Annotated in this window: 9 protein-coding genes; 3 read left to right on the top strand and 6 right to left on the bottom strand. The window is 69.4% G+C overall.

Annotated features, from left to right (window positions below; all coding sequences use genetic code 11):
- Positions 1-52 precede the first annotated feature (52 nt).
- The 5 genes from pglZ to BLR46_RS07905 all read right to left on the bottom strand — a co-directional run bounded on the left by pglZ (position 53) and on the right by BLR46_RS07905 (position 14,753).
- Positions 53-2,725 (bottom strand): BREX-2 system phosphatase PglZ, encoded by a 2,673-nt coding sequence (pglZ, locus tag BLR46_RS07925; protein WP_093250697.1) that lies wholly within the window; start codon positions 2,723-2,725, stop codon positions 53-55.
- Positions 2,722-6,444 (bottom strand): BREX-2 system ATPase PglY family protein, encoded by a 3,723-nt coding sequence (locus BLR46_RS07920; protein ID WP_093250694.1) that lies wholly within the window; start codon positions 6,442-6,444, stop codon positions 2,722-2,724. Before BLR46_RS07920 ends, pglZ begins: the two co-directional genes overlap by 4 nt.
- On the bottom strand, positions 6,441-9,968 hold the full coding sequence (gene pglX / locus BLR46_RS07915; RefSeq protein ID WP_093250691.1) for a BREX-2 system adenine-specific DNA-methyltransferase PglX: 3,528 nt from the start codon (positions 9,966-9,968) through the stop codon (positions 6,441-6,443). The genes BLR46_RS07920 and pglX overlap by 4 nt, the downstream gene beginning before the upstream one ends.
- Positions 9,965-14,203: a BREX system serine/threonine kinase PglW gene (gene pglW, locus BLR46_RS07910; protein ID WP_176761701.1), complete on the bottom strand. Its 4,239-nt coding sequence runs from the start codon at positions 14,201-14,203 to the stop codon at positions 9,965-9,967. The genes pglX and pglW overlap by 4 nt, the downstream gene beginning before the upstream one ends.
- A gap of 70 nt (positions 14,204-14,273) precedes the next feature.
- Complete coding sequence (locus BLR46_RS07905) at positions 14,274-14,753, bottom strand: hypothetical protein (RefSeq protein WP_143008246.1); 480 nt, start codon at positions 14,751-14,753, stop codon at positions 14,274-14,276.
- Between the two features lie 138 nt (positions 14,754-14,891).
- On the opposite strand from BLR46_RS07905, the gene BLR46_RS07900 reads away from it, so the two are divergent.
- Both BLR46_RS07900 and BLR46_RS07895 read left to right on the top strand, forming a co-directional pair.
- Positions 14,892-15,821: a hypothetical protein gene (locus tag BLR46_RS07900; protein WP_093250686.1), complete on the top strand. Its 930-nt coding sequence runs from the start codon at positions 14,892-14,894 to the stop codon at positions 15,819-15,821.
- 32 nt (positions 15,822-15,853) lie between these two features.
- Positions 15,854-16,945 carry a hypothetical protein gene (locus BLR46_RS07895; protein ID WP_143008245.1) on the top strand — a complete coding sequence of 364 codons (1,092 nt, stop codon included), beginning with the start codon at positions 15,854-15,856 and terminating at the stop codon, positions 16,943-16,945.
- Between the two features lies 1 nt (position 16,946).
- Here the strand turns inward: BLR46_RS07895 and BLR46_RS07890 are convergent, their stop codons facing one another.
- Complete coding sequence (locus BLR46_RS07890; RefSeq protein ID WP_093250680.1) at positions 16,947-17,438, bottom strand: RNA polymerase sigma factor; 492 nt, start codon at positions 17,436-17,438, stop codon at positions 16,947-16,949.
- A gap of 283 nt (positions 17,439-17,721) precedes the next feature.
- On the opposite strand from BLR46_RS07890, the gene BLR46_RS07885 reads away from it, so the two are divergent.
- The gene (locus BLR46_RS07885; RefSeq protein ID WP_281230826.1) at positions 17,722-20,037 is read left to right on the top strand and encodes a catalase; all 2,316 of its coding nucleotides are present in this window, start codon (positions 17,722-17,724) and stop codon (positions 20,035-20,037) included.
- The last annotated feature ends 15 nt before the right edge of the window (positions 20,038-20,052 follow it).

The raw sequence follows: 20,052 nt of genomic DNA, 5'->3' as shown, positions 1-20,052 counted from the left end.
AGTCTATCGAGGCCGGCCGACGGTAGCCAGCTTTGAAGCAGCGGTGGGAACGTCACGAGCGCACGCCGTATTGCTCGGCCAAGAGGTCGACGTCCAAGGTGACCGCTTGGGTAGTCGGATCCGTTGCGATGACAGGGTAACCCTCGACGTTCAGCACCTTCGAGACCTGGCTCATCACCATCGCCACCCTGTTTGAAGGCACCCCCAGCAGTGTGGCGACGCGGTTGGCGCTGAGGCGGCGGTCGGACGTCGAGGCGAGGGCCTCGATGAGGGTGGCGATCGCGTCGTCGGTCACGGCGACGCGGCCGACGAGCTTCTTCTGTGCGCGATAGGTGGTCGACTCCACCAAGGCTCGGCCGGCCCCAGCGCGGACACCGGGCTCCTGTACGGAGGAGAACAGAACTGGCTGCGGTTCGTCGGGCATCTCGGCCACCGCCGATGATGCCTCGACCAAGAGCGCGGGAGCACCTGTCAGGTCCCACCATGACGGCTCAGCCACCGGAGCTGCGGCCAGCGAGTGGGAGAGGGTCGACGGCGCCAGGATCGCGACCGGAACCACGACCTCGGCGGGGGCGGCGCCGCCGTGGTAGCCGGCCTTCAACGGTCCGTAGCGGAGCCGCTCGTTCACGGCCAGCACAGCCTCGTGCCCGTCGGCTAGGACGCGGGGGCCGGACACGAGCACCTCGTCGGGTGCGGCTGGAGTGGACGTGGAGCGGTACCGGCCGCCCAGCCCGGTGCCGCGCTGTTGGCCTCGGCGGCGTTCCACGACGTGGCCGTGGTCGCTGGTGAGCACCACGAGTCGCCCGGCGGCCCTCGCTGCACGGAGGAGGGGGCCGAGGTGCTTGACGGTCTCGGCGGTCCAGTCGGTGCCGCCGGGGTCGGTGCGGTCGAGGGCGTCGTCGATGGTGTTGAGTACGCACCCGACGAGCTTGTACCGGGCGGTGTCGGCGATCGCGAGGCGCACGTCGTCGGCGATCGCGAACCCTTGCCGCCCCGTGTCGAGCCCCTTCTTGTGGAACAGAGGCGCCTCGCCCAAGCCTTTGGCCGAGGTGAAGGCGGCGAAGTTGCGCCGCTCGGCGTCCTGCTGCCCCCTCGTCAACCGGCCAGCCAAAAGCGAGGAGCGGCTCATCTCCGTGACGCTGGGCAGCACGGACAGCGCTGGAGTCCGCCGGCTCACGCCCGGAATCAGGCACTCCATCATCCCGAACTCCACCTCGGTGGTGGCGTGCTCGAGGAGCTCGGTGGCGACGCCGGCGCTCATGCCGTCGAGGACCAGCAGCAGCGTCGGGTAGTCCTTTGCCAATGGGGCAACGATGTCTGGCAGCAATCGCTCCAGGCCGCGTACGCCGGTGAGCGAGTCATCACAACCCTCGCGCGCCAAGGCGGCGGCGAACTCCAGATCGTGCGCGTCGCGACGCTCCTCGACGGCGCGCAGCACCGCCTCGAGGGCTGAGGCGAGCCCGGGATCGTCCACGCCGGTCTCGGCGTCGTTCACGGCCGAATCCACCCAGGCGTCGACAAGCAGGTGGCGCTCGACCAGCGCGGCGAGCGCCATCGGCGCCTCGTCGCCGGCGGTGGCGGCCAGCCAGCGCACCAGCCGAACGCCCGCGCGGGCAGAGGCGACGCGGGCGTCGCCGTCGACGAGCTCATGGTCCGCGACCCGCGCCCAGGCCTGCTCTAGGGCGGAAAGGTCGCCGCCAGCGCCGAGGCGGAGGGCCTTGGCCAAGGTGCGGAGTCGGTGGGTGAGGCCGGAGCGCAGCAGGGTCGAATCCCCGGTCAGGTGTTGGGCCTGTGCGGCGGAAAGAAGGTCGTCGGCTTGGGCAAGGAGGGCTGCACCGGTCCTGAAGGTGGCGCTGGCGCCCAGCAGACCGGAGAGCACGACGCGCGAGAGACGGCCCGCGGCGGCGAGCGCCCCGCGCGGCACGGAGCCCCAACGGTGCTGGAGCCGTGCCAACGCGAGCTCGGCTTCGTGCCGGTCACGCGCGTTCAGCAGGCAGTCGACGGCGACGCCGAGTGGGACGAGGCCGGTGACGGTGCCGGTGCGCAGTAGCGCGGCGACGAAGGGTGCGGCCTCGCCCGAGGAGTCGGCGACCCAGTCGAGGATCGCGTCGACGGTACTCTCCCCCGCCCGGCTGCGGAGCCTGGCGATGGCGGCAGGCAACGAGGCGTCGGTCGACCAGTGCAGGACGGCGATGAGGTCGACCGGCCCGGCCGGCAGGCCGAGCTCGGCGCGGGCCGCGGACGACAGCGCGTGCTCGCGGGTCAAGACCCCAGCGGGGGCGGGCGGCCAGCCGTCGGTGGGCGCGAGTTCGAGAAGACCTGAGGCCACATCCCGGGCGTTATCTACGCTCAGAAGTCGGCCGTCGACGCTGTGCGCGGCGAAGGCCTGCTGCACGGCCTGCCAGGGGTCGGGGTGGCGCAACCGCTGCCAGATCAGGTGGGACAGGAGTCCGGCGCCGAGGTCATCGTCGCTGCGGTCGGTGACCACGACGAGCCATCCGTCGGCGTCGGCGGTTCGAATGGCCTCCCGCAGCGCCAAGGAAGAGCGTGCAGCGACGATCCGCACGCTCTGCCCGCCGAACTCGAAGACGAACTCGGTGGTGGCCTCCGGCCGAGCACGCACCCCGATCACCCCGTGCTGGTAGTTCTTCTGGCGAGCCTGTTCGATGAATGCCCGTGCGATGGCGGGGGTGACCGCGGCGCTGGCAGCAACTTCGACCGTCATTCGATCCGCCACTCCACGACGACCTGCTCCTCAGGGTGCTTGTCGACGAACTCGCCCAGCTGCTGGGACACCGTGGACAGCCCGTGCCTCCCGCGGAAACTGGCGCGTCCCGATGCGACGGTCTTCGGGGGCAGGGGCGGCGGCGACACCGGTGGCTGGGGTGTCGGGTTGCCGCGGGCGAGCCAATCGAAGAGCTCCCGGTCCGCGTTGGTGATCGCTGGGGCGAGCTGGGTGGTGAACTCGTCGGCCTGCAGGGCCTCGCGGAGCCGGTTCAGGATGCCTGCGGCCTCGTCTGCCCGCGCACCTTCCCCGGCCGACGCGTTGATGAGTGCTGTGAATCGGTGCCAGTCATAGCCGCTCACTTTGGCCGCGACGGCACCTGCGCTCGCCAGCGACCGGCCGGTGGCGGTTGGCTGGGGAACCTCCGCAACGGCCAAGCGCCTGATGAGCGGAAGACCGTTCAGCGCGCGAAGCACCTCGCAAAGATCTGCAGCGGCCCGGGCCGTATCCAGCCGCCGGTTGGGCTGCGACTGGTCGAGCACGATCGAGTTCGAGGCCGCTTCGAGAGCGGTGACCAGCCGGGCGCTGGGTTCCGACCATTCGATGGCCCTGGCACGCACGGCCTGCGCAAGGTTGGCCACCGCGCTGGGCGTGGCGTGAGTGGAGCTGCTGAGCCCGAAGATGGCGCCGGCCAGTCGAGTCGCGGTGGCCCACTCGTCCTCGGCAGGCATGGGCTGCTCACGCAACTCCATCTCATCGCGCAACGTGCCGGGCTTGGGCGCGTCGATGGTGGCGCCGTGGTGGTACCAGGCACGCCGACGGAGTGCGGCCCAAGCGAGGATCACCAGGTCGGCCACCTCGCGTGTGAGGCCCAGCTTGGGCTCCATTCCCGCGATCCATCCGCGTACCTCGCCGACGGTGACCGGCCCGCTGGCGCTGGCATCCCGGGCCCCGAGCCGTCGAGCGAACTCCGGGCCCCACATGGAGAAGTACTCATCCCCCATGAGGAAGTGCGTTTCGGCGGCCTTGCCCACACCGAGCGGGTTCGCGATCCGACGCGCAGCCGCCGCGTCGGGGCCGAGCGGGACGCGGTTCTCGCGGTCGGCCAGCGCTTGCTCGACGTAGGAGTACGCTACCTGCAGCTCGCGTGGGCGGACCTCCTCGTCGCCCGGCTCGAAGCGGGGGTGAGCCGGGTAGGTGGCGGAAAATGCCTCCCGCACCAGGTGCTCGTAGGCCTGCTTGAGGGTGCCGCCGGCCGGGGGCCGGGGCGTGAAGCTCGGCGTCAGTGAGGCCAGCACCTCGGGGTGGGAGGCGTCGCCCACCACGTCGCCGCTGCCCATCGGGGACTCGACGTCGTAGGCCACCTGGATGGCCTGCTTGAGCCGGTGGAGGAGCGCCTCGCGCTGCGATTGCAGGATGGTCTTCGCCTGCACCCGGCCGGTCTCGGAGAGGTGGTCGGCGAAGGACGCGTAGCGGTCGCCGGCGCCTTCCAGGAGGTAGTTGAGGATCACCAGTCGGCTGACGTCGCGGATCCGCTCGGGGCTGAAGAACCGCGGCAGCCACACGATGGTGCGCTCGTCCCAGTTGCGGGCTCGCATCTGGTCGATCCGCGCGAGGTCCTCGGCGGCGGAATGGCCGGGGTCGTCGAACGGGTGGTCGACGACGAACCGCCACGTCGATGGGCGGGCGCGGAAGTGCTCGTCGGTCAGCCAGCCAGCGTCCCGAACGTTGCCGAAAACCAGATCCACCTCGCGGGCGGTGCCGCGCCAGATCACCTTAAGGGTGTGGGCGCCGAGCATGTCCTGGGGGCCCAGCGCATCGAGACCAAAGCCCTCGGCGACGAGCCGCTTGATCAGCTCGCGACGGCGGCCGTCGTTGTCCTCGCCTCGGGCCCGGTCCACCACCGACTCGTAGTCGACGTCCGAGAGCTGCACGGAGATCAGCGGGTTGCGGCCCTCGGTCTCGACGCGGATCTCCGGCACCTGCGTGGCCCACTGCCGCACCTTCGACAGCACGACGCTGGCCTCGCCGTTGGGCAGTGGCGAGCGGATAGAGCCGTGGTTGAGCGAGGCCAGCCGGCCGGCGGTCAGCCCCTTGAGGGCTGGCACGTTCGGCGCGACGGCGCTGAGCAGTAGCGTCTTGGCCAGGCGCAGGTCCCCGACGAGCGCTGGGGGCAGCGGGGCACCGTTGCGCAGGTCCTCGGCCGTGAGGTTGTACTGCTTGAGGATCATCGGCTGCAGCCGCTCCTGGTACAGGCTGCTCGCGGCCCGGAACAGGGCCGCGGACGCCTCGTCGAGCGGCTGGTCACCCGCCGCGCCCGTCACGAGGTAGTCGAAGGCGTCGCCCACGGGGATGACATCGGCAATCGTGAGCTCGTCGCGGCGGTCGACGAGCAGCTGCTGCATGACCTTCAGCGCGGTGCGCTCGCGCTGCATGACGCCGGCGAGCGACCGGAGCGTCGAAACGAGCGCGGGGGAGAAGGGGTAGGTGAGCCGGAACTGGGCGGCGTCGGCGCCGCGGTGCCGGTCGTCGGTGTTGATGCCGTCGAGGAGCACGTCCCAGGATTCGGCGCGTCTGTCGAGGGTGTCGAAGGCGCGGTCGATCTCGCGTTTGGCGTCGTCGTCGCGGGGGGTCAAGAGTCGCTTGTTGGCGACGTAGGGGAGGTTGTCGTCGCCCAGCCGGATCTCGGGGAAGCGGCCCTCCTGGAAGCGGAACGCCTGGTCCAGCGCCTGCTGCTCGGCTCCGCTGGCGCCCGAGTCGGCCAGCCAGCGGCGAAGGTCCATCTGGCGGGCGATGAAGGACACCAGCGGGATGCGGCGGCCGCCCTGCCCACCCTCGACGAGCTTGCTGATCTTCTGGGCCTCGGCGCCGAAGAACGCGTGGTCGCGGATGCGGAACGCCAGCCACAGCACCAGCTCGTCGAGGAACAGCACGACGGCGTCGTAGCCGAGTGACTGCGCGTGCGCGGAGATGGCGGTGAGGCCCTCGTCGAGGCCGATGTGGGAGGCGTGTCGGCTGTAGGCGGCGAAGTACCGCTCCTGCAGCGCGGCCACCAGCTCGGCGCGGCGGGGGTCCTGCGGGGAGGCGGCGCGGGCGGCGTCATAGCTGGCCGCGTCCCAGGTCGCGGCGCCGCCGAGGAAGGAGTCCCAGACGTCGCCGGCCTCGGTGCCCTCGTTGAGGCCATCGAAGAACGCCTGGTCGCCGATGCGGCGGCGCAGCGAGTCGGCGTCCTCCAGCAGGCGGCTGGTCTGGTGCAGCAGCGGCGGTGTGGCCTCCGGGTGGAGCTCATGTAGCTGGCGGAGGTAGCCGTCGAACAGTGCCTGCTCCAGCGACTGCGCGCCCAGCAGGTGAAAGGTCAGCGGGAGGATCTTGCGGCCCTGGAGCTGGGGGTCGTGCCGGGCGACGACGCCCGCGAGCTCGGGGATGACGCGGGCCTTCGGGGTCTGCCGCAGCAGCGCGTAAAGAACGGCCATGAAGTGGCTCTTGCCGGAGCCGAAGGAGCCGGTGAGGAACGCGCCCTTGCTGGAGTTGGCCGAGATGGCGGTGGAGACGACGCCGAGCGCGGTGTCGAAGGCGCGGGCCAGCTCGTCGGTGACCACGTAGTCGTCGAGCGTGCGGTTGAGGTGGGCGTCGTCGACGCTCTCGGTGAGCCGCAGTACGTAGTCGGCGGTGCTGGTGGTCTCCGGGATGGTGAAGATGTCACGCAGTAGGGCGCTCACTTGGCGGCCCTCCTTCCGCGGGTCGGGGCTGGGGGGCGCCACGCGGCGAGGTCGTCGACGGTGAGGCCGAGGGACTTGAGGTGTTCGCTCAGCTGCTCCCGCGCGAACTGGGCCGGGCTGACGCCGAAGGTGGGGTCGAGTTCGGAGTGCCACTGCTCCACCCACGGCTGCAGCTCGGCGAGCCCCGCGACGAGCGGGACGAGTTGGGCGTCGGGGGCGCCCTCGGCGATGCGCTCATGGATGATCGTGGCCAGCGCGAGGGACTGCTGCGCGTGGTCCCAGCCGGCCCAGCCGAGCAGCGGGGTGGGGTCGGTCTCGCGGCCGGCGCCGGGATAGAGGATGAACCGCTCCTTCGGCACGTCGAGCTTGCCACGGTTGGACCAGTAGGAGGTCTTGCGGAAATCGGCCGTGGAGTACTTGGGCGGCACGGGGATCGTCCCCACCGGCTCACCGGCGTCTTCCTTGCGCTGTAGCTCCCAGGTGCGCTGCCACTCGGCGAACTTCCTGAGCCCCGAGTCCTTGAGCCGGTACGCGGCCAAGTAGGGCACCGCCTCGGACTCGATGAGCGACGTCAGCGCCGCGACCAGGTCCGCATCGCGGCGGCCCTGCCACAGCTCCACCACGGAGACGAACTCCGCGTCCCGGCCGAGCGCGTCGGCGAGCTGGCTCACCGACAGCGGCCGCACCTGCCCCTGCGACGTGAACCACAGGGAGCGGTCCTCCAACCGGTCCAGCAGCCAGCCGCGCAGCGCGCGGTCCGCCTGCTTGGTGAACGGCTCGGTGGCCCAGCGCCGCTTGTATTCGGGAGCCTCCAGCAGCCGGATGGCGTCGACAGACTCGATCGCGTCGATCCGCCGCTGCACGAGCTCGCGGTAGTCGGCCGGCCAGTGCTCCGGGACCTCCGTGATCGGGGTGGAGCCGTGTCGCGAGAACCAGGTGGTCTCCTCCTCGCCCGCTGCGATCCGGCGCGCGAGCACAATCTCGAATGCCCGCTCTCCGAGCCGCACCTCCGGCGGCTCGCCGGCGTGGACGAGTGCATCGTCCAGCAGGCCGTATGAGGCGTAGACCTCCCAGTCGAGCTCCTCCTGGTGCGCGATCATCCGCCCGCGGAGCGAGGACTGCGCCGCCTCCGCTTCGCCCAGCAGATCGGCGGTGGGCGGCTCCGACTCAATCAACGCCTCCACTTGGTTGCGTGACAACTCCTGCGCCAAGTCGTCAAGCACACGAGCCCTGTCCAGGGGTAGCTGCTTGGGAAGCGGGAATTCCTGGAGAGTCGTGCCGGTGAACTCGTACGTATCCCGGTGCGATTCACCGCGCGCCGCGTAGCCTGCGTCGACTCGCGCCCCACCGCCCTCGCCCTTGTTGTGGCTGTTCTGCTTGAGCCAGAAGCACGCCGTCGACGAGTTCAGGACGCCGAGGAGCTTGAGGTGGTCGTCCTCTGTGGCGTCGGCCGGCAGCTTGATCACCGGCGCGGACCTGTTGAACACCTTTCCGCCGCGGTCGAGGACGAAGTGGTTGTGCGTGGCGACGAAGGCCATAGCGATCCCCAAGGGAATCCTGAATCGCTCTGGGTGCCAACGGCTCCATTCGTACCAGGTCAGGCCGATCTCCTCATGTGTCCCGCCCGGCTCACGCCGAAGGCTCAGACCTGCCCGCTGAGCCCACAGCAGGCGCTTCAATCCAGGATCCTCAAGTTCAGCCTGGAGAGTCTGGTCGTAGGGGAAGAGAGCTTCAGTGTGCGGCGACAACGCCCAATCTCTGACGGCGTCCCCGGTGGCCAGCGGTCGCACGTGAGCCTGCGGAACCTGGAATCGTGTCCATGTCCCAGTCGGAGCGAAGTAGGCGTCATCTGAACCGGTGTGACATGTTCGTCCGATCAGCCTTACTTGATCGCCGAAGCGCTGGCCCCCGGCGAGCGCGGCGCTGAGAGCCGCGGCACCGCCGCCAGTGAGGCTCCAAGGGTGGGACGTCAGAGACGCCCGCGGTAGATCGACGACGGTGATCCAGGCGTCTTCGTGCGGACTCGTTCCGATGTTCTGGGCGATCGAGGACCAGACGAGACCGTTCGCGGCCACAGCAGGCCGTCCTGGCTCCCCCCGGATGCCCAACACGGAGCGAACGGTCCCCGATGCTGGGGTCTGATTTCGTCCCACAAGAATGACTGTGGGAGTTCCGTGCCCCGGGATGTATGCCCCCGAGGTGTCGATGACTTCTCGGAGATCCAAGTGCGTCAGGAAATCCTCGATGATCGGCGTACCGAACTCGCGTTTCATGAAGGCGTTGGAAGTGATTTGGCCGACCCAACCGGGCTTGGTTTCGGCTGCGCCTCGTCTGGCGAGTCTGAACAGCAACTCCATGAACGGGGCGGTTAGCTGGTATTGCCCCTTGAGGTAAGCGAAGCGTTCGCGATAACTGGTGCTGAGTGCCTTGTCCTTGACAGTGATGTAGGGCGGGTTCGCGACAACAGCGTCGTACTGACCACTGCTAAGCGCCTCAATCAAACCCTCTCTGTGCTCAGTTGAATAGGCGAACTCGCTTTGGGTTTGGAACAGACCCTCCTTCACCCGGCTGAACCACAGCGAGTCGCCGGCCAGAACGTGGATCTTGAAGCCGGGCGCGGTCTCCAGGGAGCTGTGGCCGATGGCTTTCAGCGCGGCGACGGTGAGGCGAAACACTGCAATGGCTGCGGCGAACGGGTTGATGTCGACCCCCCACACGGCGTCGAGGGCGTTCTGCACCTGGTCACGGCGGCCGAGGGCAGGCGCCTCCGCCTGCCAGCGGGCGAGCAGTCGGCGGAAGGCGCCGAGGAGGAAGTGACCGGAGCCGCAGGCCGGGTCGATCAGCTTGAACCCGTCGAGCGGGCGGTCGTTCAGGGCGGGTTCCAGGGTGCGGTCGAGGATGAACTCCTCGACGAACTCCGGGGTCTGGAGGAGGGCGTAGGTCTTCTTCGCGTGGTCGGAGAGGTCCTGGTAGAGGTCGCCGAGGAAGCGAGTGTCGAGCTGCGGATCGGTGAAGTCGTGGACCAGCGTGCCGTCGTCGGTGCGCTGCCGCCAGAACTCCAGCAGCCGGCCGACGGCCTGACCGGAGGGGGAGACGGTGTGCAGCATGGCCTGGTCGTCAACGAGTCCACGCGTGGCGGGCGTGGCGGCGAGGTGTGCGATGGCCTGCTCGACCCATTCGCGGTCGGTGTGTTCGGGGTGGGCGCGGAAGTAGGCGAGCTGCGCGTCGAGGGCCTCCTGCCGTCGCTCGGCCGGCCCGGAGATCCAGACGGGGCCGAGCAGGGCGTTGTCCTCGCAGAACCGGACGAAGGTCGTGGTCAGCACCCAGGACACGGCGGCCTGCGTGATCCGGTCGTCGGCCCAGGCCGTGTAGGTGGCGGCGGTGCGGTCCCCAGAAGTGGCGGCGGCGTGCTCGCTGCGCCACTCCTGATCGAACTCGGGCAGCGCGATCCGCTGGCGCAGGTCGTCCTCCAGGAGAAGCACCTGCTTCTTCAGGTCGGCGACGAGGGCGGCGGCGTTGATCACGCTGGGTGTCCTTCCGGGGCGGGGGTGCGGTGGTACGTGTCTATCCAATCGCGCGGCACCGACACGTACTGGTTGGGGGCGGTCAGGGGCAGGGAGTGGCCGTCCACCATGGGGCCGATGTTGCCGTGCAGCTGCGGGACGACGAGCCACACGGCGGTGGGCCGGGGGGTGGCCAGATCCATCCACCCGGCCAGGAGGCCGAGTGCCTCGTAGCGGGCGAGCAGGGACGCGTCGAGCAGCGCGACGGGGCGGCCCGCGGCCTCCTGCAGGGTGGCCTCGATGGCGGCGCGGACGGCGGGTAGGGAGCGCTCGACCAGGGCGCGGAGTCCGGTGTGGGCGCGGGAGCCCGGTTGTTCTGCGTCTGCGCCCAGCACCACGTCCCAGGGGAGCCCGGCCGCGGCGGCGGTGGCGTGGAGGGCGTCCATGAGGGTGTGGGTGAGGTCCAGGGGGACGGCCTCGAAGTGGGTGGCGAGCACGCCGACGAGGCGGTCGTGGGCGCCGGCGTCGACGCCGAGCGCGACGAAGGAGCGGCCCTTGCGGCTGTCGATCAGCCGTTGGCCGACGGCTCCGGGTCCGGAGGCGAGCGTGGCGGGGGTGCCGAGCTGGGTCTGGAGGCGCGATTCGAGGCCGGTGGTGTCCTTGCCCGCCGCGGCGGCGGCGCGGTAGCCGCGGGCGTTGTCGTCGTAGCGCAGGCCGCGGCCGAGGCCGTCGACGATGGAGTCGAGCTCGGGCCGCTGGGGGAGGGGCCGAAGCTGGGGGAACCGGGCCTGGACGCGTTCCCGCAGCTCGACGGGGCGGTACAGCTGGCCGGGTATGACGGCGGGGAGGGTGTAGCGCAGCGCGGCGCCTGCGGTGAGGTCGCGGTGGTGCAGCTCCCCGGCGGCCGACGCACCCGCGTGCCGGGAGACCAGCGCCGCCAGCTGGGCCAACCGCTGGCCCCGGCGGAGGTCGTCGAACGGGGCGGCGGCACGTGGCGAGGTGGCCTGGTCGAGAACGGCGCCCAGCTGCTGGGCTGCGCGGGCGGCCGGGACGAGGGCGTCGGCGCCCGACCCGTTGGCCTCGTCGACCAGTGAGTCTGCGCGGCGGCCGAGGACCTCGGCGACGTCGAGCAGATCGTGGCGGACGGCCACGAGCAGCGGCTGCCCCTCCCGACGGCGGAGCAGCCAGCCTGCCTCGCCATCGCCCGACCCCTCGGCGCGTTCGCGCGCGGCCTCCCGCTCCAAGGTCCAGCGCAGCATGCCCTGGGCCAGCCGGAACTGGGTGGCTTCGTCGGCCGACGGGCCGGCCACCATGAGGCTCAGCAGGTGGGTGGCGAGTTCGTCGAAGGTCGCCACGCCGCCGAGTTCGCCGAGGCGCTGGTCGACGGCGTCAGTGAGCCGGCCGAGCAGCGTGAGGGCGGCTGGGTCGGCGGCCCAGCGGTCCTGGAGGGTGCCGAAGAGCTGGCTGACGCGGCCGCGCGTGACCGGCGGGGAGAGGGCGGCGGCCAGCTCGGCCTGGGTGGCGTTGGGGTCGGTTCGGCCGAGGATGCCGAGGATGAGGGAGGCGAGCTCGACGGCGCGGTCCTCCTTGCCCTGGCGGGCGGCGGCGAGGAGGACGTCGGCGCTGTCGTGCGGATCCGGCAGCGGGGTGGTGTCTTCCACCACGCGCCAGGTGTGCTCCTTGCTCTTGTACTTGTCGCGCCAGGTGCGGGCGTGGCGCTTGATCTCCTCGCGGGTGGCGGACGAGGAGCCTGGGAGGTGGTTGAGGCGGACGGCGTCGATCTGCGCGACGTCGCCCACCGTCGCCACCTTGAGCGGCTCCAGCGCAGAGATGGCGCGGGGGGTGAGGCCGGACTGCGTCAGCGGGGTGTCGGCGGTGGCCTGGGCGGCGAGCTCGTCGGCGTTGATGGGCGGCACGGAGCTGGCGGGGAAGCAGGCGCGCCATTCGAGGAGCATCTGGGTGGCGGTGTCGTGCCGGGCGGCGGCGTCGCGGGCCAGTGCGCGGGTGAAGAAGGCGGTGAGCTGGGCGGAGACTGAGGGGTCGAACCGGGTGGGGTCGATGGCGGCCTCGTCGGGGATGGCCGCCGGATCCGAGAGGCCGTCACCGTAGACCGGTGGGTGGCCGGTGGCCATCTCGAACAGGACGACGGCGGCGGCGTAGCGCTCCGCGGCCGAGTCGTACTGCCTGCGGGCGGTGAGGAACGGATCGAGGTAGGGGCGGGTGCCGGCCTGGATGTCGGAGGCGGCGGCCTTGGCCAGGGAGAAGTCGAAGAGGACGAGGTGCTTGGAGCGATTGCCGCGGTCCACTTGGACGCCGAGGTTGGCGGGTTTGATGTCGCGGTGGGTGACGCCCGCGTCGTCGAGGACGACGAGGGTCTCCAGGAGGTCGGTGCCCCACCGGTCGAGCAGGTCGAGGGAGAGGCGCTCGCGGTTGCCGAGGTGGGTGGCCAGCGTCTCGCGGCCGGCGGAGGCCAAGAGGAGGGCGCGGCGGCCGGCGACCTCGAGCGGGCCGTCGATGAGCTTGACGATGCGCGGGCTGTTGACCTGGCGGAGGGTGTCCGCCTCGTCCTCGAGGCGGCGGGCGGCGGCGTCGTCGACGGCCACCTTGAGGACGCGCTCCGGCCGGTCGTCGAGGCTGAGGTCCTCAACCAGCAGGCCGACGGCGGTGGAGCCGGCGCCGAGGCGGCTCTTGAGTTCGAAGCGTCCGCCGAGGATGGCGCCGGGGCCGGCATCGAGGGGGTCGGCCGCTTCCTCCTGCTCTGGGCTGGTGGTGGCGGCGTCGAGGGCGCCGAGGAAGGCCGCGACGTCGGGGAGGCGGTCGGAGACCTGCGGGTGGGTGGCCTGGAGGATGGCGTCGCGCAGGGCGGGCGGCACCTCGGGGAGCTCGACGGAGACGTCGAGGCCGCGCTGCTCGCGGAGCCGGACGGTGAGGTCGGCGCGGTTGCGGGCGGGGAGTTGGCCGCCGGTGACCAGGTAGAACGCGAGCGCACCGAGTGAGAAGACATCGAGGCGGAGGCGGTCCGGGGTGCCCACCTGGATGCCCTCCGGTGCCGTGAACGCGGCTCGCGCCCAGCGATCTGCCAGCGGGATCTCGCCGGCGAGGACGTCGGCCAGCTGGGTGACTCCGCGGGTGGCCTCGGTGTGGGTGGCCTCGTCGGTGCGGCCGACGCCCTGCCAGTCACCGACCTTCACCTGGAGGCGGCCGTCGCGGCTGGTGTGGACCAGGACGGCGCGCGGGTTGAGGCCGCGGTGCACCACGTTCTTGCCGTGGGCGTAGGCGAGGGCCTCGGCGACCTGGCGGACGAGCGCGAGCTGGTCGTCGAAGCCGAGGGTCGGGCGGCCGGCGAGCCACAGGTCGAGGCGCTGCCAGGACGGGTCGTAGGGGTAGACGAGGCCGGGGCCGAGATCGGAGTCGACGAGGTCCTCAGGCCGGAGGACTGCGTCGTGGCTGAGGTGCTGCATGACGCGCATCTCATGCTCGGCGATGCGCCGGACGCGACGGCGGGCCTCGTCGGGCGAACCCTCGGGGACGGTGCGGAAGCGGATCCGGCGGCGGGTGCCCAACAGTTTGTGGGTGCCGAGCCAGTCCTGCCAGCCGGGGCCGTCGTCGACGGGCTGGGGGTCCAGGACGAAGCTGCCCGCCTCGCGCTGGTGGGAGCGCAGCCCGATGAGCTTCATCATTCCGACGACGGCGTTCTCCCGGACGGTGCTGTTCGGGTGGGGTGTGCCGTTGAAGAGCTCGGTGATGGGGCTGAGCCCGGAGGCGGCCTCGTTTCCGGGGAGGCCGTAGAGGTCGCGGCGGTCGGCTTCGGGGAGATCGACGACCAGGTCCGGGTGGTGGAGGAAGACGGATTCCTGGATGTAGGGGATGACCTCGCGGGCTGGGGGAGGTGGGGAGTCGAAGCGCCTACCGCGGCGCCAGGCGTCGTACTCGGACATCAACTTCGAGCGCAGGCGCTTGGCCTTGCGGTTGGCGAGGCGGAGGGGCGAGTCCTCGGGCGCGCGACCGTCGCGGAGCCAGGTCTGGTCGTTGCCGCGGAGGCGGCCGGAGTAGTACTTCAGCTCGACCAGGTGGAGACCGTCGGGAGCCAGGATGAGGAGGTCGACCTCGGACCAGTTACCGCGGTCGTCGCGGAACTCGAAGTTGGTCCAGGCGCGGAACGGGGCTCGCTTGGGCAAAAGGTCGCGAATGAGTCGCAGACCATCCTTCTCGTGGGCGAACTGGGAGGGGGTGACTTCGACCCAGCGGTCGTTCACCACTCAGCCCTCCTGACTCGTTCGAACGTACTTTAGGACAACATTTTCTGGAGCGCTAGCTCGTGACCCTTCACTGTGCTGTCTCGTGATCGACGGAGACGGAAAGGTCGTCTGCGACCCAGAACACGGCGATGCCCAGCCGGCGGAGTGCAGGGAGGACGTGCGAAACCATCTCCCGATGGTGTTGGTTGTCGGGAAACGCCAGTCCCGCCTGCGCTTCACCTCCCGACCACACGCGCAGCGCTCTGTGGATCGCCACCGAGACGTGGCTGCGCACTTGATTGCGGGTGAAAAGGGAGCCGTAACGCTTGGTGCCCATCTTCGAACTGCCTGCGCCCTTGGCCTCGATGACCAGCCGGTCAACCCCGCGCCGGGCGACGATGTCGTCCCCGTGCTGGTGAGCCATCGCATGGCCTTCGATTGACCATCCGTCGCCGGCCAAGTGTGTCATCACCGCGGTCACCACATCGTCCTCGTAGAGAAAGGGCTTTGCTGCATCGGCCTGTGGAGTCGTCGCCTGAGCCGTCGACGCCTTGCTTTCGTGTGTCAAGAGGGCACCCTCCGTATCGTTTTCCGTCCACTGTGACAGGATCCTCGAACCTGTCTACCACGGCACTCGCACTCCGCGCGTTGACATTTCACGGTTTCTTGCGTCTATGCAGGTGAAGGCACTCAACAAGGAGACAGCATGCCAACGAACACCGCACTCCGGCTGGACCGTACGTACATGGAGGAGGCCCACGTTCCCGTTCGGCGAGAGAGCGCTCTGCGTGCGATCCACCACCTGCTCGATCTGGAGAACGTCGACCTCGCACACAAGAAGGAACTCATCAGCATCGGGCTCTGGAAATGGACGGAGGCCGAGGGATTCCCGCCCCATCCGAAGTACCACATCCGCCTCCGCTCCGTCGGGTCCATCGATGTCGAGCGCACTGCCAAGGTGAACCACGAACACGTGTGGACACGAAGCTGGATCACTGGGGAACTGCTGCGGCGCGAGAGTTGGACGCTTGATGACCTGCGAAACTTCCTGACGCAGTACGCGGTTGCCTGCATCGTCACCACCGACGAACACGCACGCCTGAGCCAGTCGCGAGCCACAGGTTGGGAGCGCTATAGAGAGGCAGGGGTTCTGGTCTGGGACATGTTGACAGATCTGCCCTTCGAATTGCCGATCGGCGCGGACACCTCGTCGAAGGATGAACAGGCAACCGCGCGGCGCGGCTCGTCGGAGCCGGCGTTCTTGGTCGATGAGGCGGTGGCGCAACAGGGTGGAGCGCAGGCTTCCAACCTCCGTCGGTTGCTGGCACGCCTCGGGACGGAGGAGATCGCCGTCGTAGTCGGCGAGACGCGTGAAGGCGGTGTGGGCGACTACCTGCGGGTCCACGATTTCTCGACGGGTGAGCCATCGCCGGCGGTCGCCTACCTCCACTGGAATGGCAAGGTCTCCGTGAGGCTGCAGCACACAGAGCTTCCTGACTACCTTGCTTCGGACCCCGACGTGCGCTCGGTCCAACATCGGTCGTACGGCGTCAATACGCGGCTGACCGGTCACGAGTCATTGGACCTCGCGGAAGAACTGGTAACCCTCGCGCTCGACAAGGTGAGGTCGCTGTGACGGGAAACAGAGGGCTCGACTTGGCGCTCAGCGTGGCTGAGAACGCCCGCTACAAGGTGCGCTCGACTGCGGAGAACGGGGAGGAGGTGATTTACTCGTTGGCGTTCCTCTCCAGGCGACTCGTCGTCCTATTGGGGGGAGCTGCAGAGGGCAGCGGCTGGTGCTGGATCGGGGTTGAAGTTGGCGTCTTTCCGCTCTCGGGTGAGCTCATCGATGCGATCGACAGTCATTCTCGCTCCTCCTTCCAACGCCTGCACGGGGCGCTCCATGACGGTCAGGCCACACTGCAGTTGAGGCATCGCGTGAGGGGAGACGAGCTATCGGTCTCGTCGTTCCAGCGGGTGGTCAGGGACCTGCAGACGAATGCCTCCGTGCTCTTCAACCACGCACACTGGAGGCGCGTTGCGCAGCTCCCCATCGACGCTGACAGCCCTTCGTGGCCCGCTCAGCTGTCGATATCGGAACAGTTCACTGCCCAGTGGAAACAGATCCTTCGCCGCGCCGGTCACAGGACTGACCTGAACGTAGGGGCGGAGGGCAGGCTTGGCTGCGAGCCAGCGACCGGTCACGAGGTGCTCGCCATCTCGCGCGACGGTTGGTTCCAGTCCAGTGCGGCGCCTTGGCCGAGTCCCGAATTCACGAGCCTGAGCGACTGTGCGGCGCTGCTCGGAGCAGTCAAGACGCCAGAGTTCTCGGCATTGCGAGATTCTGGGGGCGTGGTCCAGGCCTGCGGAGCCATCGGAGGCTTGACCTATGTCATGGAGGATGAGGCGAATCTGGAACGTGCCTTCGCCGTCGTGGTCGGCAATGCGACCAGTCCATCGGTCTTTGATCTTGTCGCGCGATACTTCGGGGTGGCACGAAAGATGAATGGCCCGCTGCGCACCGAGTCCTTTTCGGATTCCCGATGGAGGCGCCCCCTGCTGGTGCAGGCGTCCGCCAGCGAGGAACGAATCAGGGTGTACACGCGCATCGACTCGGGCGAGATGGTGATGGACGCGAGCATCTCACACGCAGCCACTGCCTTGCTGAAGCAACCTGACTCATCCGAGGCGACGGGGCGACTCAGCCTCGAACTTGACGAGTGGTACACCCGCGCTCTGGACCGGACGCAAAGAGAGTGAGTCAGTTGATGTCGAGATCGGGGAAGGCGTCGCGGATCTTGCGCCTGGCCACCGCGAGCTTCGTCCTCACCGATGGCTCGGTGTACCCGTGACGATCGGCCAGCTCCTGCAGGCTGTATCCCTCGTTCTGTCCAACCAGAAGCTCACGCTCGATGTCGTTCAACACTTCGAGTGCCCTTTCGAGTTGGTCTCGTGCGGCCAGCAAACTGCTGGGGCTTCTAGTCTGTAGCTGGCGGGGCAGCGGGGAATGGGCGAGAGTGCCCTCACCCGGGATTCGCGCCCACCCGGCGTCGGGGTCCCGTCGTGCATGGTCTATTGCCAGGTTGCGCGCGGCACGTCTGACCCATGCGCGAGGCTCTCGCACTTCATCCCGGTGCATCCAGTACTTCTTCATGGTGGAGGAAGCGATGTCCTCAGCCCACATTCCAGCCCCTTGTGCCCGGGCAACGTGTTCGGCCAGCGACCTCAGATCTTCGTACTCCCTGTCCAACACGTCGTCATTACTCCCATCTAGGCGCCGCGCGCCTTTGTCACGCGACGCTACAGCGCAATCCCGGCACCGGGCGCCAGATAGAGCGAACGAGCAACGTGCTCCCCGTTGGGTCTCTTCTGCCGTTCTATCCTCCGCAGATTTTCAATGCGCACCGTTCGCGTCCGGGCGACGATGCACGTGTGAATCGTCGCCCTCCCAAGTGACCCGCACCGCTCCATAGACTCGAAATCCATCTTGGCCCGCGACCACGCGCTCGGGCCCGGCGTCGATCGAGGAGCAACAGGTGGCCAACAAGAAGAGCACGCCCGAATCGAAGAAGCTCGGCCCAGGCAAGAAGAAGCCGGGCCAGGGCATGGACAAGCCGAACCAGAAGAAGGGCAAACGCGACATGAGCGTCGCCGAGCACGACCTCACCCCGCCGCCGGGTCCCGGCGTCGAAGCCCCCTCGCTCGAGGAGCCGACGGCGCCCGTGCCGCCTCCGCCGCCCAAGCCGTCGCAGCGCGGGCCGGAGACGGTGACCCCCACTGGGGCCCCAAGCGGCGCAGCCCCGGAGGACGTGGCCCAGCAGGGCGAGCACCTCACCACCTCGCAGGGCGCCCGCCTGCGCTCCACGGACCACTCGCTGAAGGCCGGTCCTCGCGGGCCCGTCCTGCTGCAGGACCACCACCTGCGCGAGAAGATCACGCACTTCGACCACGAGCGCATCCCCGAGCGCGTCGTCCACGCGCGCGGCACCGGTGCGCACGGCGTGTTCGTCGCGAACGGCCGCGCAGAGAAGATCTGCCGCGCGGCGTTCCTGAAGCAGGGCGTGGAGACCGACGTGTTCGTCCGGTTCTCCACGGTGGTGGGCTTCCGCGGCTCGGCCGACACCGTCCGGGACACCCGCGGCTTCGCGACGAAGTTCTACACAGAGGAGGGCAACTACGACCTCGTCGGCAACAACATCCCGGTGTTCTTCATCCAGGAGGGCATCAAGTTCCCCGACGTGGTCCACGCGGTCAAGCCCGAGCCCGACAAGGAGATCCCGCAGGCGCAGAGCGCGCACGACACCTTCTGGGACTTCGTGTCGCTGCACACCGAGGCCCAGCACCACACCGCCTGGAACATGTCCGACCGCGGCGTCCCGCTGTCGTACCGCATGATGGAGGGCTTCGGCGTCCACACCTTCCGCCTCATCAACGACGCGGGCGAGACCTCGCTCGTGAAGTTCCACTGGAAGCCGCACCAGGGCGTGCACTCGCAGGTGTGGGAGGAGACCCAGCTCACGGCCGGCAACGACCCGGACTACCACCGTCGCGACCTATACGACGCCATCGACGCCGGCGCCTACCCGGCGTGGGACCTGGGCGTCCAGGTGATGCCGGACACGGAGGACGAGATGTTCGAGGGCATCGACCTCCTGGACCCGACGAAGATCGTGCCCGAGGAGCTGTGCCCGGTGGAGATCATCGGCACCATGACGCTCAACCGGCGCCCCACGAACTTCTTCGCAGAGGTGGAGCAGGTCATGTTCAACCCCGGCAACCTCGTCCCGGGCATCGACGTGACCAACGACCCCCTGCTGCAGGTGCGGCTCTTCTCCTACATCGACACCCAGATCACGCGCCTCGGCGGCCCGAACTTCAGCCAGATCCCCATCAACCGCGCCCACTGCCCGGTCAACGACATGTTCCGCGACGGGTTCCACCAGCACGCCGTCCACGGCGGGGTCGCGCCGTACAAGCCGAACTCGCTCGACGGGGGCAACCCCGCCCAGGGGAAGGACAGCGACACCGTCGCCTTCATCGACGTGCCCACGCCGGTCGAGGGCGCGAAGGTGCGCGAGAAGCCGGCCTCCTTCGAGGACCACTTCAGCCAGACCACGCTGTTCGTGCGCTCACTGAGCGAGGTCGAGCGCCAGCACCTGGCCCGCGCCTACACGTTCGAGCTCGGCAAGTGTTACGAGGAGGCCGTCAAGCTGCGGCAGCTCCAGTGCTTGGCCAACATCGACGCCGACCTGTGCGCGGAGGTGGCGGCCGGTCTGGGCCTTCCCGTGCCCGAGCCCACGGTCCCGCCCGCCGAAGTCGAGCCCAGCCCCGCCCTGTCGCAGGTCGGCAAGAAGTGGCCGGTCACCGGGCGCAAGATCGCGGTGGTCGTCGACGCGGACACCGACCCGGCCGCCATCGAGAAGGCGCGGAAGGCGGTCATGGACGCCGGCATGCTCGCCTTCGTGGTGGCGCCCCACGGCGGCAAGCTGGGCGACGTCGTCGTTGACCGCACGTTCCTCACCGCGGCATCCATCGAGTTCGACGCGATCCTCGTCGCCGATGCGCCGGCCCCCGGACCGGACGCCGTGCCGACGTTCGACGCCAAGGCCGGGCACGACGCCTTCGGCCCGGTCGACCCGCGCGTGGTCAAGCTGGTGGCCGAGATGTTCCGGCACGCCAAGGCGATCGCGGCCGATCCGGATGCGGCGGCCGTGCTGGCAGCGGCAGGAGTGCCGGAGGACGCGCCGGGAGTGGTCGTCGGCGGACCGGCGGACGCGGTGGCGCCGTTGGCCGACCTGCTCGCGAGCCATCGCGTGTGGGAGCGTTTCCCGACGGCGCCGGCCAAGGCGTGACAGCGGGGCCGCCGG

Origin of the sequence: Tessaracoccus oleiagri (assembly GCF_900103275.1) — a bacterium.
Taxonomy (GTDB): domain Bacteria; phylum Actinomycetota; class Actinomycetes; order Propionibacteriales; family Propionibacteriaceae; genus Arachnia; species Arachnia oleiagri.
The sequence above is the reverse complement of the archived record's forward strand: the minus strand, read 5'-3'. Positions and strand labels throughout refer to the sequence as shown.

Excerpts from the sequence above, each read along its gene's own strand:
- BLR46_RS07900 (WP_093250686.1), top strand. The coding sequence starts at position 14,892 with ATGCCAACGAACACCGCACTCCGGCTGGACCGTACGTACATGGAGGAG.
- pglZ (WP_093250697.1), bottom strand. The coding sequence starts at position 2,725 with ATGACGGTCGAAGTTGCTGCCAGCGCCGCGGTCACCCCCGCCATCGCA.